This is a genomic window from Hydrogenimonas cancrithermarum, assembly GCF_030296055.1.
Classification (GTDB): Bacteria; Campylobacterota; Campylobacteria; order Campylobacterales; family Hydrogenimonadaceae; genus Hydrogenimonas; species Hydrogenimonas cancrithermarum.
On record NZ_AP027370.1, the window covers coordinates 1,878,924 to 1,893,974 of the forward strand.

Genomic DNA, 15,051 nt, shown 5'->3' on the forward strand with positions numbered 1-15,051 from the left:
TCCAGTTTGCAGGTTTTGCCTGTCAATCGTTTGGAGGAGACTATCATGAACAAACGTATATTGAAACTTTTGCTCGTTGCCTTTGCCGTTATGGCGACGATGGCCGGATGCGGTGAAGGCGGTGATGAGGCTGTAGTCTCTACGGTACCGAGTACACCGATCGTGTCGCGTTCGACACCGCTCGAGATGATTGGCGACGAAAGTTTCAATGCGTTGAGTGAAGAGGACAAAATTTATGTCGCGAACAAGCTCTACACGACTTTCTATAAGGGTGTCGATCTGGAGACACTGAAGGGAAAGATTGCTTCGGGCCATTTTATTTCCGACTTTTACGCCACGTTACATTCCGACGACGTAGCGCAGCCGGATCTGGACAAAATAAAAAAAGATGAATACGAGATCGCGGATGGAAAAAGATTTGGTGGTCCTTTGACGGAAAAGTTCAGAAGTATCTACACGGAAATTGCGACGACGCTCTATTACACGAAACTGAGCAAATCCTACTACGATGCATGGATGGCTTATATACTTGATCAGACCATTCTCTTTTCGCCGGGATGGGAGATCGAGAGTGTGCACCCCTTCCCGGAGCTAATATCGAGCAATTACAATAGGTTGAAGGATGGGATTTCCAAGGATATGCCTATCAAGAAGATCGCTTATGCGCACATGGTTTCTAAAGAGAACTGGGCACGCTTCAGAAGTTCTGAAGACAATGGGCGTGAGATGCTCGAGATATGGCTGTATGACTTCAATGATTTAGATGTTCCTTTGGCGGCCAAGGCACTGAAAAATTGGAGGTGGGAAGTCCGATATGAGCCGGTTAGCGATATGGCGAGAGATTATGCATATTATCACTTCAACGATACTACCAACGCTGATGAAAAGAATGCCGAGCCAATAGAGCTACTTGGGACTACTATCACTACTGGCGAAGACTTTTACCACGCTATCGTGAATCATGAGGATTTCATGCACGGTGTGGTGCTACGGCTCGTCAATATCTTTTTCCCCGATTATACGGAGGAGAAAAAAGTTAAAATTGTCAACGCTATCATTGAGACAAATCCTACAACTTTTAGAGATATTTTTGAAGAGATTCTTTTTTCTAAAGAGTATCTCTTCAATTCCAACAGGGTTAAATCTTACGAAGAGATATATATGGGACTCGCCCATAAACTCGATATAAATCCTGGGTATGAAATTTTTGGCTTTTTTCATCAAACCGGAAGACAGGTTTATGAGGGTGGTTTGGTCGTTTCGAAACAGGAAGCTTTTACGTACAAGCTTGGAAGAAGTGACAGGGTGCCTTCCGACTCCGACAGTGTTATGAGACTCCATCTCAATATCAGAGATGAGGTTTTCCTAAACAGAAGAGGTTCGAGAGGATGGAATTATTCAAATCTTCTTTCCAGATATTATAACGACGATACGACACTTAAAGGGTATTTGAACAATATGTTTCTCGATATTGTTGGAAGAAACATGACTGAGATGGAGGAGAAAAAACTTATAGAAGTTGCTACAAATGCCGGATGTGTAAGTGCCACCGGATTTGACAAATTTCCGATTATGCTGATGGCGTTCGACTATTTTTCGAGACTGAGTGAAGTTTATGTATACAGGAAAGTAGAAGTGGAAGGAGATGCATCATGAGACGAAGAGATTTTATAAAAACAACCATCGCAATGGCGGCGGCGACAGCGCTTTTACCCTCTTCTGCAGAGGCCGATGTCGTACCTGTGGATGCAAGCAACCCGCTGCCTATGGATCAGGTTGTGTTCGATAAAGATATATTCGACAAAAACGATGCTCAAACCATCATAATTTTCCTGAGTGGCGGGATGAGTGATGTTGTGGGAAACGTAAAGCATGTATTGGAGGACATAATACCCAACGATATGTCTTTGAAAAAATATCCAGATAAACTCATCTCTCCGACTGATAACGGTTTTTGGAAAGAGGCTGGTGGAGACTATTTGGAAGATATGCTCGTTTCAGGTAATCTAAATGTTTTCAGGACCTGTTATAATCCAACTGCTGCTTTAGCTCATGGAATAAACCAAAAAAGATATATGAATGGCAATGAAGCAGGTTTCAATTCAGGAATCGTTACAACACTTATGCATGTGTTGAATCGAAACAATGCAGTTTCGAAAGATGCTATTTTGACAAATGTCGCTATAAATGGTAGTGATTATCGACTGTTGGAAGATGGTGCAACTCCTACGATGCTGCCAGATTTTTTACGGCCTGCATCTTTCAATAGGAACCTTCAAAATGTCTATAATTATGCGATGACCTCAGATGGTTTGGTATCGGTGGGAGATACGAGTGCCACTGAAAAACTCAATGCAGCTAATTTCAGTACGGAGTTGACGGCTCTTTCACAAGAGCATAATTTATATGACGCGCTTAGCGATATTTTCAATCGTCGAGGTGAAATGAGTGATTTCCTCGATGAAATCGTCAATGGTGATCTACCTGTTCAATATCCTTCAACTGTGGATGGCACAAGGGTGGAAGCGGCAATGCGAATACTGATCAACAATCCTTCTACCAAAATAGTGAGCATGGTTGGAGGTTACAATGGATGGGATGATCACTCCAATGCTATAGAAAATCATACCAAGCGGGCTTCCCAATTGTTTGAAGCGATAAAAGTTGCGATAGATCATGCCGGAGCTGTTGGGAAAGATAGTATCAATATCGTGGTTTTCGGTGATTTCGGACGCAATTTGACGCTCAACAGTGCGGGTGGATGGGATCATGGGAACAACCAGGTCCTCTACTGGTTTGGTGGAAAAAAGTTTTTCAATCAGCTTGGCATTGTCGGTGAAACATACCTGGACGAGCATGTCAAGAAATATCGACTATATTCCCATCCGACTGACTCATCCTATCAACTCCGACCTTATTCAATCGCCGCGACGATCTATGCGCTTTACGGTGTGGAAAATCCAGAAGTTCTGACAGGCGGCGCCGGCATCATCGATCCTGTGGATTACACCGGGAAAACTTTTTTGAGGGGATGACTCTGTAACTTCGAATTTTCTTTTTTGAGCTTTGATTTTATTGATTAATGTTTTTTTAAGCTACAGATAATATAATTAGGTTAGATAAATGCCAAACCTGTTGTGAAGCAGGGACGGAAAGCCACGGGTCTTGTGAAAGATAGCCGGGTTGCCTCTTCTTTACAATGAGAGAAGAGTAAAATTTAGGAAATAGATACTCCTAATCCTTCCCTCTTTACTCTCCAAGTTTGACATAATCTGAATGTTGTTTTCATAAATAGAAGTGAAAAGTTTGTTAATGAAAATGAATTTTTCACCGATATGCGGATAGATGTACTATACTAGCCGTCGGATTTTAACCAACAGGTTTTGCCTGTCAATCGTTTGGAGGAGACTATCATGAACAAACGTATATTAAAACTTTTACTCGTTGCCTTCGCCGTTATGGCGACGATGAGTGGATGCGGAGGAAGCGGTAGTGAAGAGGCTGTAGTCTCTACGGTACCGAGTACGCCGATCGTGTCGCGTTCGACACCGCTCGAGATGATCGATGACGAAAGCTTCAATGCACTGAGTGAAGAGAACAAAGTTTATGTGGCGAAGAAACTTTATGGAACACTCTTCAAAGGGGTCGATATCGGCACCCTCGAAGAAGAGATCTCTACGGGAAAGTTTATTTCGAATTTTCATACGAGACTCTACAGTAAAGTTGCACAACCCGATGCGGACAAGATACTGGTCGATACATCGGGCCCTATGGATGACGAGCTTCGTCGTGGCGATTCGATACCCGCCAAAGAGGCCTTGATCATGAGAGAGATCGACTCGAGGCTCTATTTTACGAGACTCGGCGACGAGTATTACGGTGACTGGATCGCTTATACGCTCAACCAGACGATCATGTTCTCACCCGCATGGGAAGTGGAGAGTGTTTACAAATTTCCCGAACTGATCGCCAGCAACTTCGACCGGCTCCGTGCGAGAATCAACGCGGACGTTTCGATCAAAGATATCGTGAAAGAGCATATGATGTCGGTAGAGAACTGGTCCAGGTTCAGAAGCCCTGAAGACAATGGCCGTGAAATGCTCGAAATTTGGCTCTACGACTTCAACGACAACGACGTCCCGCTCGCCGCGAGAGTGTTGAAGAACTGGCGCTTTCTCAACCATGACGGTTATTCGCATACCTACTCTTTCATCGATGGTGTAGGCGACGAGGAGAACAACGAAACGGTCGTCATTCTCGGACACGAGCTGCGGACGGGAGAAGATTTCTTTTCGATGATCGTGAATCATGAAAATTTCCTCTATACAGTCGTCAACCGCCTGGTCGGGCGCTTCTTCCCCACTTTCGACGAGAGTGAAAAAGAGTCGATTACGCAGAAGATTCTCGCCTCAGACCCAAAAACGTTCAAAGATGTATTCGACCAGATTCTCTTTTCCAAAACCTATCTGTTCGAATCCGACAGAGTGAAAAGCCTGGAAGAGACCGCATTCGGGTTGATGCATACGGCCGGTTACAATGCCCAGTACAAGACATTCGTTACGACATATCAGCGTGCGCTCACCGCCGCCAATCAACGCTCGATGACCTATAAACTCGGGCGCGAAGACAAGGTGCCGGTCGATACCGTCAGCATGGCGGAGTATTACAAATATATCCGCGAGTACATCGTGCTTAACCGTGACGAGTCCGCCAATTATTCAGGAGACGATGGGATCGATCTCGGTGCCATCTCCGAACGATACGACGCATCGGATATGCGGAGCTATCTGAATGGAATCTTCCTCGACTTTCTCGGAAGGGAGCCGACGGATCGGGAGTTTACCCTCCTTTCGGAATATTTCGAAAACAAGGTGACCTATCAGGACAAGCGGTTGGGAGATTTGAACGAGCCTACGAGCAGAGCCTACATCGTCATGATCACGCTGGACTATATAACCCGTCTTAGCGAGTTCTATCAGTACAGAAAAATCACGGATACCGAAGGGGGTGTGCAATGAAACGACGTACATTTTTGAAAACGAGTCTGAGTTTGGCGGCGATCGCCGGCCTGAATCCCTCTTTGTTCGCGGAGACAGGGGTACCCTTGCCGCTGGAAGCGGTCGATTTCGATGCAGGTTCGGATGCCCAGACCATCGTCATCTACCTGATGGGCGGAATGGGCGATATCATCGGCAATATGACCAATTTCGACCAGATCGTCGATGAAAATCTTTCGCAGATTGCTTATCCGATGGACAAGTTCACGAAAACGGCCGACGGATTCTGGCGCGAAGCGGGCGGAGAGTATATCCAGTCGATGCTCGACGAGGGGAATCTGACGGTATTCAGGACATGCGAACAGACGGACGTTCTCAAAGCGCACAAGCTCAACCAGGTGCGTTTCATGCACGGCAACGACCAGGGGTATGAATCGGGAATCGTAACGACATTGATGCATGTGCTCGGCCGCTTCAATGCCGTGCCGGAAGATGCCTTCATGACCAACGTCTCTTTCGTCGACAGCAATTTTGAACTGCTGACCGACAATGCCGTCTCTTCCGGGCTCCCTTCCCATCTCAAACCGGTCTCTTTCGGCCTCTCGGTCAAAAACCCATTCGCGAGAAAAGCGGGCCTTCTCTATCAGGACGACGATTTGCTCGACAGGCTCAGCTTCGAGATGAACGCGAGAGCGGGAAACAACGCCAAAATCGGCCGAATGTTCTCTTCGAGAGAGGATCTCGAAGCGTTTATGGAAAATCTGGCTTCCTCTTCGCTTCCTTCCGGTATCGACTATACGATCGGGGGAACCTACGACAAGTTCAATTTTGGAAAACAGCTCGAAGTCGCGATGCGGATACTCGTGGAAAACCCCGATACGAAAGTGGTTTCGATGACGACGGAGTCGTGGGACGACCATTCGAACGCGATCGCCCAGCATACCGACAGAGGCTACCACCTCTTCAGGGCGGTCCATATGGCGATGGAGCACGCCAAAGCGCTGGGCAACGAGAACATCAACATCGTTCTCTTCGGAGATTTCGGACGCAATCTGAACATCAACAGTGCCTACGGATGGGACCACGGGAACAACCAGTGCGTCTATTTCATCGGTGGGAAAAAACATTTCAACCATCGGGGTATCGTAGGAGAGACGGTGCTGGACGAGACCATGCTCTCGATGGGAAGGATCTACACCACGCCGGCACCGGGATCCTACAAGTTCGAACCCTACGCCATCGCTTCCACGCTATACAAACTTTACGGCGTCAAAAACCCGGAAGTGCTTACAGGCGGCAGAAAAGCGATAGGGGACGAGCTGGATGTTCCCTTTTTGAAAGGGTGACGTTTGCCGTGTTCCGCTTTGGAGCACGGCAAACCTTCATCGCAACTTCATCAATACCTGCGAATTCAAAGACAAAACAAATACTGAAAAATCGATTCAAAATCATAAAAACGCCTCTTACCGCTTTACCTTCTTTCTGCGTTTTATCCTCTGGTCGAAAAGATTCAAGAAAATAAAAAAGAGTATGCCGAATAGAATGAGGGATAGAAAATTGTCCGAATGTCTGAGCTGCACGCCGATGATGGTAAAGGCTATCTGTATATAGACGAGCAGGATGGTCGTGTAGGGAACGTCTTCGTATCGGTTGTAGAGAATGTGGTGCATATGTGTCTTGTCCGCGGAGAAGGGGGAGAGGCCGCGCTGTATTCTTCTTGTCATCACGATAAAGGTATCCAGAACCGGCAGGACGACGATGAACAAAACGGCGGTGGGCTCGATGAACTCCATGGCTCGAACTGCCAGGATCGAAATGACGAATCCGAGTGTCAGGGAGCCGCTGTCGCCCATGAAGACCTTCGCCGGATGCCAGTTGAAAATCAAAAAAGCCGCGACGGCGGCCATGAAGACGGATGAAAGCATGATCATGAGCTCGTCGTGGTTGACATAGCCGATCCACAAAAACGCCCCCATCATCACCATGGAGATCATACCAGCGAGCCCGTCGAGCCCGTCGGTGAGGTTCAATGCATTAGTGAAGCCCGCCATGGCGAAGATGGTAAAAGGGACCGCGATGTAGAGAGGAAGATCGATCTTGAACCCCATATAGTTGCCAAGCGTTTTGATATAGAGGTCATTGACACACAGGAGCATGATGGCGAGGATAATGAAGAGGAATTTCAGTTTTGGAGAGAGCCCTTTGCGATCGTCCAGAAGGCCGGCTGCAAATACGATGGCAACAGCCGCATAGACATAGTAGTATTGTTGCAAGTGGTTGATGTTCCAAAGAAGGGCTACGAGAGAGATAACGAGCGAGACGCCGACGAAACATATGCCCGCCCCACGCGGTATGGGGGAGGTGTGCATACTGCGTTCATTCGGAGCGTCTATGAATCCCAACCGGGGTGCGGATTTGATGAAAACCGCAATGCATAAAATCGTCGCGACAAAAGTTACAAGCATCAAAACGAATATCATGAAATAGATGTGTCCTTCGTGTAAACAGAATCTTTATAATTATTGTTGTATCATATTAACGAAAAACAAATTTGAAAGAGATTAACATGAAAAGAGTGTTTTTGATTATTTTGGCGGTTGGGCTGAGTGCGCTTCATGCAGACAGGATCAAGAGTACGACGGTGGCTTGTCCCACCGTCGAGATACTCGAAGGGCTTGAAAAGAGCGATGCCGATTTCAAGGAGAAAAATTTCTACATCATGCAGCAGGGGTGTGTCGTTCTGACGCCGAAGGACAAGATTCACGTCCTCTCTCCGGATGCTTCATGCTGCGGAAAATATCTTCGCATTTCCATCGACCGGACGAACGACATCATGTATGTCAACAAGTACGATGTCTTCGTGGAGCAGGGTGGAACGAAAAATATTTTACGATTCTAACAGCTTCCGAACGGCCGCGGAACACATGGCGAGACCGAAAGCTCCGGTGACGCCGACGAAACTTCCTTTGCTCGTACATTTCGGTGTTTCCGGGCTGAAGAGGGCTGGGTAGTCACCTTCGAAGCCGCTCTTTTTGAGTTCGTATCGGATCTTTCTGGCGAAGGGGTCGCCGTGGGTTTTCCAGATGGATGCGATCTCGATTTTGGTCGGGTCGAGTTTTCTGGCACCTCCTGTCGCGCTGATGAGTTTGGGCCACACCTTGTGTGCCAGTGCGATCTTGGCGCGGATGTCGTCGATGGCGTCGAGCACCAGGTCGTAGGGTTCGAAATCGAAACGTTCGATCCACTCGGCGTCGATTTTCGCTTCGATCGGCGTGACGGTCGGGTAGAGCTCGGCCAGACGCCGGACTTTGACGGCACCGACCGCTTCGCTGCCGATCTGGCGGTTTTGGTTGGTGATGTCGTACGTGTCGAAGTCGACGATCGTGACATCCTCTACGCCGCTGCGAAAGAGACAGTCGAGGCAGAAGCTTCCGACACCGCCCGCGCCGAGCAGTAGGATTTTCGCTCGACGAAGTTTTTCGAAATCTTCACCCATCAGCGTTCGGCAGCGCTCGAATTTCATAGCCACGCTCTCAGGCGGTCGATATCTTCGTAGCTCGTGAGGTCGAGCTGCACCGGAGTGATGGAGACGCAGTCCGCTTTGATCGCTTCGAAGTCACAGAGCTCTCTTTCGTCCGGAACCCACTCGAGCGGGTGGAGTCCAAGCCAGTAGTACTCTTCACCGCGCGGGTTGCGGTGCAGTTGGGCGTCGTTGCCGTAGAGCCGATACCCCGCTTTGGTGATTTTGTACCCTTTGCAATCTTTGGGCTGGATGGGTGGCACATTGACGTTCAGAAAACGGCGCTCGCCCAGTGGAAACCCCTCTTCGAGAATCTTTTTGCAGATGGTATAAGCCGCCTCTTTCGCCAGTTCGAAGCCGAGTTCGTCGATGTTCTGGCAGCGGCTTCGGCACACTTGGCTGATGGCGATGCCCGGAATCCCCTGCAGTACCGCTTCCATCGCCGCGCTCGCGGTACCGCTGTAGGTGATGTCCTCGCCCATGTTGGCTCCTTTGTTGATGCCGCTGACGACCAGGTCGGGCTGGCGCTCTTCGTCGAAAAGGGCGTATTTGCTCAAGTAGACGCAGTCGGTCGGCGTGCCGTCGTCGAGTTTGAAGAAATCGTCGTCGATCTCGATGAAGCGAAGGGGCCGCGTCAGTGTGAGGCTGTGGCCGCAGGCCGATTTTTCGAGCGTCGGTGCGACGACGGTGACGTGGCCCAGCGGGCGGAGCGCCTCGACGAGTGCATGAAGCCCCGGCGATTCGAAGCCGTCGTCGTTGGTAACAAGGATACGTTTCATCATGATGGTATGGGTGCTCCGGAAATTTTTTCGCAAATTATATTATAATTGGGCCGCAATGGATACCCCAAAAAGAAAAGTTCCGATTCGTACGCCGTCGCTTGAAGGGCTTCGGTGTGTCGTATCGGGAAACGATATCGAAACCTTCTGTGCCGGCCGGTTCTCAGTGCTGCACTTTTTTACCGGAGGCTGCATCAACTGTCTTCACGTGCTCAAGGAGCTGAAACGGAGCGAGTTGCCTGAAGGTATCGCTCTCGTCGGCATCCATACAGGAAAGTTCGCCAGAGAGAAAGAGGATGGCTGGATATCGGAGCTGATCGCCCGACAGGGTATCTCTCATCCCGTCGTCAACGATGCCGATGGCGGTGGCGGGCTTTGGGACGGCTTTGCGGTGCGGGCGTGGCCGACCCTGGTACTCGTTTCGCCTGACGGCTACGAAGTGGCACGCGTAAGCGGAGAGGGGCGTGTGACGGAACTGATAGAGGCCTATGACGGCAGAGCCGGAGGCGACGAAGCGGAGGCGACGACGGTGATGCCAAGCGAAGCGGGTGCGAGTGGACGCGCTTTTTCCAAAATATTTGCCGACGAAACGCATCTGTATATTTCCGATACTGGCCGGAACACGGTCCATATCTGCACGCTCGAGGGGCGTATCGTCGAAACGCTCGAGGGGTTCGAAGAACCGCAGGGGCTCTTCGCCAAAGATGGCAGGCTCTATGTCGCCGACAGGGCGGCTGGCGCGGTGGTCGTCGTCGACCTCGAGACAATGGAGAAAAAAGTGCTCGCAAAGGGGCTCCGTTCGCCGTGGGGCGTGACGGGCAACGACGAGGGGTTACAGGTCGCCGTGGCTGGGGCGCACCAGATCTGGCAGGTGAGGTACGACGGCCGCGGCCTGGGCGTGATGGCCGGCATCGGTGCGGAGGGGATCCGTGACGGAAAGATGCGAAGCGACGCCCTCTTCGCGCAGCCGACCGATCTCGACTGGCTGGACGATGTGCTCTACGTCGTCGACGCGGAGGGGAGTGCCCTGCGCGCGATCGAAAACAAAGAGGTCAAAACTCCGATCGGATGGGATCTCTTCACCTATGGCGACCGTGACGGTATCGGCGAAGAGGTTCGGATCCAGCATCCGGAGGGGCTCTGTGCAGGTATCGGCGGTTGTGGGAATCACCGCATCTTCCTTTGCGACACCTATAACGACAAAGTGAAAGTGTACGATCCGCTGAACGGCCGCGTGACGACGCTGATCGAAGGGCTGCACCTGCCCACCGGTATCTGCAAGTCGGGCTGTTTTCTCTATGTGACGGAGTCGGGACGCGATACGATTGTGCGTTTCGATATTTCATCGATGCAATACGAAAGGATCGAAATCGAATGAGACTGCTTGTGAGTGCGCTGGAACCGTCGGCCAATCTCCATCTGAAGTATCTGCTCGAGGAGCTGGAAGGTGTGGAGATCGCCGGAATTTTCGATCGGAGCCTGGGGGAACCGCTCTACGGGATGGATGAGTTCTCGGTGATGGGGATCGTCGATGTACTGGCGAAATATTTCAAAGGCAAAGAGGCGGTGGCGGAGATGGTGTCGTTGTCCGGAAACTGTGACAAGGTTCTTCTCATCGACGCACCGGCATTCAACATCCCGCTGGCAAAGGCGATCAAAGAGAGATATCCAAAGAAAGAGATTGTCTACTACATTCTTCCCAAAGTGTGGGCATGGAAAAGGAAACGGGCCGAAAAGGTGGAGCGCTACTGCGACCGGCTCGCTTCGATCTTCCCTTTCGAGAGGCAGTTTTACCGCCGTGCCGAGTATGTTGGCAACCCGCTGCTCGATGAGATTCATCTCACGCGACATCCCAGTGAAGAGAGTGAAACGATCGCCTTTCTGCCCGGGAGCCGAAAAAGCGAGATTACGCGGTTGATGCCCGTTTTCAAAGCGACGGCGGAGGCACTTCCGGAGCGTCGGAAGCTGCTGGTGGTTCCCTCTTTCATCGCACCCGAAAAGGTCGAAGCGTGGTATGGCGATATCCGCAGTTTCGAAGTGGTTCACGATACCCATGAAGCGGTGGCACAGAGCCACTTCGCTTTTGTCTGCAGCGGTACGGCGACCCTGGAGACGGCACTTATCGGCACGCCTTTCGTACTGGTCTACAAAGCGCGCACGCTCGACTACAAAGTCGGCCGCTTTTTCGTCAAACTTCCGCATGTGGGACTGGCCAACATTATCATGGATTTCGAAGGTAAAAGCCCCGTCCATCCTGAAATTTTCCAAGATGATGTCAACCCGGAAAAGCTTTTGGAGTTGTATGAAACGATGGACCGCTCCCGTTTTGATGAAAAGAGCCAAGAACTTCGGGCGATCCTGGCGCATGGAAGTGCAAAGAGGGTGGGGGAGATGATAGCCCAATAGCCGCAAACCGACAGTCGATGGCCAAAAATCGTCGCTTCTTCGAAAAAAGTTGCGGCTTGCGGCTGAAAAGTTGCGGCTAAAAAGCTATAATAAACGAAAAAAGTTTGGAGAGAAACGTATGCAAAAAGAGCCGATGACAGAGTATGGTTATAAAAAACTGAGCGAGGAGCTCGAATATCTCAAGTCCGAAGCACGCCCCGCAATCGCGAAAGAGATCGAAAAGGCGCGTGAACTCGGCGATTTGAAAGAGAATGCGGAGTACCATGCTGCCAAAGAGAAGCAGGGAATGATGGAGGCGCGTATCGCGGAGCTCGAAGATATTCTCGGACGTGCGCAGGTGGTCGACCCGGCGACATTCGAGCACAAACGCGTCAGTTTCGGATCGACCGTTACGCTGATCGATCTCGATACCGACGAAGAGCTGACCTATACGATCGTGGGAGCGAGTGAAGCGAATCCCGACAAGGGGCTCATCTCCTACCATTCGCCGCTGTCACGCCAGCTGATCGGCAAAGAGCCGGGTGACGAGGTGCGCGTGAAGTTGCCGGGAGGAGAAAAGGAGTACGAGGTGGAGCAGGTCTGTTACAAAGATATCTGCTTCGGAGTCTGAGCCGTGATTCCCGTCGCGATTATCGGTGCCAGCGGATACACCGGACTCGAACTTATCAAAATTCTCGCAGCTCACCCCGAATTCGAACTGGTCTATGCCGCGACCAGCGAAGGGGAAACGCGTGTCGAACAGCTTCATCCATCCTTGGAAAAAGTGGTGGCGATGCCGGTCGAAAAGGCGGATGCGGCCGCTGTGGCTGAAGTGGCGCAGATCGCCTTTCTGGCACTGCCGCACAAGACGGCGATGGGGTTTGCCGCACAGTTGCTGGAGAGGGGTGTCAAGGTGGTCGATCTTTCGGCGGACTACCGCCTGAAGCTGGAAGCCTACGAAGCCCACTACTGCCCCCATATCGACAGAGAACATCTTCCCGAAGCGGTCTACGGCCTGCCGGAGTTCTACCGCGAAGCGATCAAGACGAGCCGCCTTGTCGCCAACCCCGGCTGCTATCCGACCGCTTCACTGCTCGGGCTTTTGCCGTTCATCCCCTATATCAAAGCCGACACACCGATCTTCATCGATGCCAAAAGCGGTGTGAGCGGGGCGGGGAAGAAACTTTCGGCCACGACCCATTACGTGACGATCAACGAAAATGTGTTTGCCTACAATCCCATCAAACACCGCCACGCACCCGAAATAGCGGAGAAGATCGACGACAAATTCGATACGCAAGTACAGGTCAATTTCGTCCCGCACCTGCTACCGGTGACGCGGGGTATGCTCTGCAGCGTCTATATGCAGCTCGAAACCGAGCTCGACCCGGTCGAAATATTGGAAGATCTTTACAGGGATGAACCGTTCGTGCGCGTCCGCCACCGACCGGTCGATATCAAAAGTGTCGCAGGCACGAATTTCTGCGATATCTATGCGACGATGAACGGCACCAGCCTCTTCGTCACTTCGTCCATCGACAATCTTCTCAGGGGTGCGAGCTCCCAGGCTGTCGTCAACGCCAACATTATCAGCGGGTTCGACGAGACGCTCGGCATTCCGAAATACGCTTACGTTCCGTAATTTATAGTGAGGAGTGGGAAGTGAGGAGTGGGAAGCGGGGCTTTGGTGCTGAGGTGAGGCTGAAGGAGGGGGCATGGTTCATTGCCGATGCCCACTACGCCCACTACAACCCGGCGCTCTACAGGTTTCTCTCCTCGATCGAAGCTTCCGACCTTCCGCCTCAGATGATTCTCATGGGTGATATTTTCGACCTTTTGTTCGCGGATGCACCCAATTCGATTGAACCAAATCTGAAAATGGTCGATCTTTTAAAACGTATAAGCGAATCGTGCGAAGTGATCTACCTGGAGGGGAATCACGATTTCGGTCTCGAGAAACTGTTCGGTGAGACCATGCGTGTGGTCAAACGCGCCGACCAGCCGCTCATGGCCTCTTTTGGGCCGCAGAGGGTCGCGCTTCATCACGGAGACCTGCTTCAGGGGGTCATGTATGAGATCTATACCGCACTGATTCGCAACCCGTCGATCGATCGATTGCTCAACCGGATCGATACGCTCAAAGCGGGTGCCATAATCGGATGGCTTGAAAATTACAACCGGAAAAAAGAGCCCTGTTACCGCATCGAAGGGTTCGAGACGCGGATGCGGCAGCGGCTCGATCTGTTGATGAAACGGTACGACTTCGATATTTGGGTCGAGGGGCACTATCATCAGGACATGGGATTCGAACATCGGGGCAGGCGATACCGCAATCTGCCCGCTTTCGCCTGTGATCAAAGTTGGGTTGTTGTAAAATCTTCTCCAAATGGCATCGATTTTGAAGAAAAAAAGGTTAGAAATGTCGTCTAAAAGTGATGTACTGCAGGTCGGGACCAACGAACTGGAACTTGTCGATTTCCGTATTTTCAAAGAGGAAAACGGCAAGGTCTATGAAGGGATATACGGCATCAACGTCTCGAAAGTCAGGGAGATTATCAAATATCCGAAACTGACGGAGTTGCCGGGTGTTCCCGATTTCATCGAAGGGATTTTCGACCTTCGTGGGGTCGTGATTCCAGTGGTCGATCTCGCGAAATGGATGGGAATCAAAACACCGGAAAACAAAGAGCTCCATCCGCGTGTCATCATCGCCGAATTCAACAATATCCTCATAGGGTTCGTAGTGCATGAAGCCAAACGGATACGGCGTATCAGCTGGAGCGCTATCGAACCCGCCTCTTTCTCCTCGGGGCAGGGGGTCTTGGACAAGAGCAAGATCACGGGTGTGACACGCATCGAAAACGATGAAGTGCTGCTGATTCTCGATCTCGAAAGTGTCGTCGAAGACCTCGGTTTCTATCAGCCGGATGTCGATACCGATATCTCTATCGACAAATTCAATGGTATGGCGATGGTTCTCGACGACAGCCTCACAGCTCGGAAGATCGTCAAAGAGGCGCTTCAGAAGATGGGTTTCGCCGTCGTCGAAGCCAAGGACGGAATGGAGGCCCTCGAAAAGCTGGAGGACCTCTACGCCCATTACGGCCACCAGCTTCCAGAACACCTCAAAATTATCGTTTCGGATGTCGAGATGCCGAGAATGGACGGTTTCCATTTCGCGGCCAAGGCGAAGGACGACCCGCGGTTTTCCGATATACCCATCGTATTCAACTCCTCCATCAGCGACCATTTCAGTGAAGAGCGCGGCAAAGAGGCGGGTGGCGAAGGGTATATGGTGAAATTCGACGCCAACGTCTTTTACGCCGAAATCGCCAAAATCGTTCGTGCTCATATCAAGCAGGCATCATAA

The 15,051-nt window shown here is 50.8% G+C and carries 14 protein-coding genes and 1 riboswitch; of the genes, 11 read left to right on the forward strand and 3 right to left on the reverse strand.

The genetic code is table 11. The annotated features are described in order from the left end of the window. Positions 1 to 45: 45 nt before the first annotated feature. The 4 genes from QUD54_RS09700 (at position 46) to QUD54_RS09715 (ending at position 6,343) form a co-directional block, all read left to right on the forward strand. Positions 46 to 1,656, forward strand: a complete 1,611-nt coding sequence (locus QUD54_RS09700) for a hypothetical protein (RefSeq protein ID WP_286336532.1) — start codon at positions 46 to 48, stop codon at positions 1,654 to 1,656. After that, on the forward strand, positions 1,653 to 3,035 hold the full coding sequence (locus QUD54_RS09705; protein ID WP_286336533.1) for a DUF1501 domain-containing protein: 1,383 nt from the start codon (positions 1,653 to 1,655) through the stop codon (positions 3,033 to 3,035). The genes QUD54_RS09700 and QUD54_RS09705 overlap by 4 nt, the downstream gene beginning before the upstream one ends. A gap of 80 nt (positions 3,036 to 3,115) precedes the next feature. Continuing rightward, a riboswitch (cyclic di-GMP riboswitch) is annotated at positions 3,116 to 3,191 on the forward strand. 222 nt (positions 3,192 to 3,413) lie between these two features. Beyond that, positions 3,414 to 5,018: a hypothetical protein gene (locus tag QUD54_RS09710; RefSeq protein ID WP_286336534.1), complete on the forward strand. Its 1,605-nt coding sequence runs from the start codon at positions 3,414 to 3,416 to the stop codon at positions 5,016 to 5,018. Then, positions 5,015 to 6,343, forward strand: coding sequence for a DUF1501 domain-containing protein (locus tag QUD54_RS09715; protein ID WP_286336535.1), 1,329 nt, complete (start codon positions 5,015 to 5,017; stop codon positions 6,341 to 6,343). The genes QUD54_RS09710 and QUD54_RS09715 overlap by 4 nt, the downstream gene beginning before the upstream one ends. A gap of 117 nt (positions 6,344 to 6,460) precedes the next feature. Here QUD54_RS09715 and QUD54_RS09720 read toward each other — a convergent pair whose 3' ends face one another. Then, the gene (locus QUD54_RS09720; protein ID WP_286336536.1) at positions 6,461 to 7,477 is read right to left on the reverse strand and encodes a glycosyltransferase family 4 protein; all 1,017 of its coding nucleotides are present in this window, start codon (positions 7,475 to 7,477) and stop codon (positions 6,461 to 6,463) included. An 86-nt stretch (positions 7,478 to 7,563) separates the two neighbouring features. Here QUD54_RS09720 and QUD54_RS09725 point away from each other — a divergent pair, with 86 nt between their 5' ends. Then, positions 7,564 to 7,896: a hypothetical protein gene (locus QUD54_RS09725; protein WP_286336537.1), complete on the forward strand. Its 333-nt coding sequence runs from the start codon at positions 7,564 to 7,566 to the stop codon at positions 7,894 to 7,896. Here the strand turns inward: QUD54_RS09725 and QUD54_RS09730 are convergent. Both QUD54_RS09730 and surE read right to left on the reverse strand, forming a co-directional pair. Beyond that, positions 7,885 to 8,520: a tRNA threonylcarbamoyladenosine dehydratase gene (locus QUD54_RS09730; protein ID WP_286336538.1), complete on the reverse strand. Its 636-nt coding sequence runs from the start codon at positions 8,518 to 8,520 to the stop codon at positions 7,885 to 7,887. The two genes, QUD54_RS09725 and QUD54_RS09730, sit on opposite strands and share 12 nt — an antisense overlap. After that, positions 8,517 to 9,296 carry a 5'/3'-nucleotidase SurE gene (gene surE, locus QUD54_RS09735; RefSeq protein WP_286338040.1) on the reverse strand — a complete coding sequence of 260 codons (780 nt, stop codon included), beginning with the start codon at positions 9,294 to 9,296 and terminating at the stop codon, positions 8,517 to 8,519. Before surE ends, QUD54_RS09730 begins: the two co-directional genes overlap by 4 nt. Before the next feature lie 58 nt (positions 9,297 to 9,354). Between surE and QUD54_RS09740 the strand changes: the two genes are divergently transcribed. The 6 genes from QUD54_RS09740 (at position 9,355) to QUD54_RS09765 (ending at position 15,051) form a co-directional block, all read left to right on the forward strand. Then, complete coding sequence (locus QUD54_RS09740; protein WP_286336539.1) at positions 9,355 to 10,674, forward strand: hypothetical protein; 1,320 nt, start codon at positions 9,355 to 9,357, stop codon at positions 10,672 to 10,674. Then, positions 10,671 to 11,702, forward strand: coding sequence for a lipid-A-disaccharide synthase (gene lpxB, locus QUD54_RS09745; protein WP_286336540.1), 1,032 nt, complete (start codon positions 10,671 to 10,673; stop codon positions 11,700 to 11,702). The genes QUD54_RS09740 and lpxB overlap by 4 nt, the downstream gene beginning before the upstream one ends. 118 nt (positions 11,703 to 11,820) lie before the next feature. Further along, positions 11,821 to 12,312 carry a transcription elongation factor GreA gene (gene greA / locus QUD54_RS09750; RefSeq protein WP_286336541.1) on the forward strand — a complete coding sequence of 164 codons (492 nt, stop codon included), beginning with the start codon at positions 11,821 to 11,823 and terminating at the stop codon, positions 12,310 to 12,312. A 3-nt stretch (positions 12,313 to 12,315) separates the two neighbouring features. Further along, on the forward strand, positions 12,316 to 13,323 hold the full coding sequence (gene argC / locus QUD54_RS09755) for an N-acetyl-gamma-glutamyl-phosphate reductase (protein WP_286336542.1): 1,008 nt from the start codon (positions 12,316 to 12,318) through the stop codon (positions 13,321 to 13,323). A gap of 20 nt (positions 13,324 to 13,343) precedes the next feature. Further along, complete coding sequence (locus QUD54_RS09760) at positions 13,344 to 14,111, forward strand: UDP-2,3-diacylglucosamine diphosphatase (RefSeq protein ID WP_286336543.1); 768 nt, start codon at positions 13,344 to 13,346, stop codon at positions 14,109 to 14,111. Then, complete coding sequence (locus tag QUD54_RS09765; protein WP_286336544.1) at positions 14,101 to 15,051, forward strand: chemotaxis protein CheV; 951 nt, start codon at positions 14,101 to 14,103, stop codon at positions 15,049 to 15,051. The genes QUD54_RS09760 and QUD54_RS09765 overlap by 11 nt, the downstream gene beginning before the upstream one ends.